The organism is Cytobacillus firmus NBRC 15306, assembly GCF_001591465.1.
Lineage (GTDB): Bacteria > Bacillota > Bacilli > Bacillales > Cytobacillaceae > Cytobacillus > Cytobacillus firmus.
The window spans coordinates 1-1,683 of the sequence record NZ_BCUY01000200.1; the positions used below are offsets into that span (position 1 = coordinate 1).

1 protein-coding gene and 1 other annotated feature are annotated in these 1,683 nt (G+C 46.8%); the gene reads left to right on the forward strand.

What is annotated here, in order from left to right; genetic code table 11:
- The first annotated feature begins 31 nt into the window (after positions 1-31).
- Positions 32-256: a binding site (T-box leader), on the forward strand.
- 51 nt (positions 257-307) lie between these two features.
- Complete coding sequence (serS, locus tag BFI01S_RS21790) at positions 308-1,585, forward strand: serine--tRNA ligase (protein ID WP_061794434.1); 1,278 nt, start codon at positions 308-310, stop codon at positions 1,583-1,585.
- The last annotated feature ends 98 nt before the right edge of the window (positions 1,586-1,683 follow it).

A 1,683-nucleotide genomic window follows, 5' to 3' on the forward strand; every position in this document is an offset into this window, starting at 1 on the left:
GGTACATTATGAATTACAAAAATCTTATAGCTGAAAAGCAATGAGAGGAACTAGTAACAGGAACTTTGTTCTGTAGAGAGCCGGTGGCTGGTGTGAACCGGTGAATAAACCCTGTGAATCCATCCCCGAGCAAAGCATGGAACACCCGGTATTGTCCGGGAAAAGTAAATGCTTTCGGTTAAAACCGTTATGGATTTAAGGTGGAAAGCTTATGCTTTCAACTAGGGTGGCAACGCGGGTAACTCTCGTCCCTTTTTTGGGGACGGGAGTTTTTTGTGTTCTAAACTATTTTTCAGGAGGGACTAAAATGCTGGACATTAAATTTTTGAGAGCTAATTTTGAAGAAGTGAAAAACAAGCTTCAGCACCGCGGCGAGGATTTAACGGACCTGGGAAAATTCGAGGATCTTGATGTGAAAAGACGTGAATTGATTGTCGAAGCAGAACAGCTGAAGAGCAAAAGGAATGAAGTATCCCAGCAGGTTGCAGCCTTGAAGCGCGAAAAGCAGGATGCAGACCATTTAATCACGGAAATGAGAGAAGTCGGCGATAAAATTAAAGCATTGGATGAGGAGCTTCGCACGGTCGAGGAAGAATTGGACCAATTGCTGCTGAGCATCCCGAACATTCCGCATGAAAGCGTGCCTGTCGGTGAAACAGAAGACGATAATGTGGAAATCCGCAAATGGGGGGAAGTCCGTGAATTTGATTTCGAACCAAAGCCGCACTGGGATGTAGCAACAGATCTTGACCTGCTTGATTTCGAGCGTGCCAGCAAAGTAACAGGCAGCCGCTTTGTATTCTACAAAGGTCTTGGAGCCCGCCTGGAGCGTGCGCTATTCAACTTCATGCTTGATTTGCACACAGACGAGCATGGCTATAAGGAAGTTCTTCCTCCGTACATGGTCAACCGTGCAAGCATGACAGGAACAGGACAGCTTCCGAAATTTGAAGAGGATGCTTTCCTGATTGAAAGCGAGGATTACTTCCTGATCCCAACTGCCGAGGTGCCTGTCACCAATATGCACAGGGAAGAAATCCTGAATGCAGATGAGCTTCCGATTAACTATGCGGCATTCAGTGCATGCTTCCGTTCTGAAGCAGGGTCTGCCGGCCGTGATACTCGCGGGCTGATCCGCCAGCATCAGTTCAATAAGGTAGAGCTTGTGAAGTTTGTGAAGCCTGAAGAGTCTTATGACGAGCTTGAAAAGCTGACTGGACACGCGGAAAAAGTCCTTCAGATGCTCGGCCTTCCATACCGTGTGATGAGCATGTGTACTGGCGATCTTGGATTCACAGCTGCGAAGAAATACGATATCGAGGTTTGGATCCCAAGTTATAACACATACAGAGAGATCTCTTCTTGCAGTAACTTTGAAGGGTTCCAGGCAAGACGCGCGAATATCCGCTTCCGCCGCGAGGCAAAAGGCAAGCCGGAGCATGTGCACACACTGAATGGATCGGGCCTTGCGATCGGCCGCACGGTGGCAGCTATCCTGGAGAATTACCAGCAGGCTGACGGAAGTGTTATCATTCCGGAAGTATTGCGTCCATATATGGGCAATCGAGAGGTTATTAAGCCTTAATGAGAAAGTACGGAGCGGATTTTTAATCCGCTCTATTTTTTTATAAAAATAATGTTGACATCTTTTTTGAGGGATGATATAGTATTTCTTGTCGATGC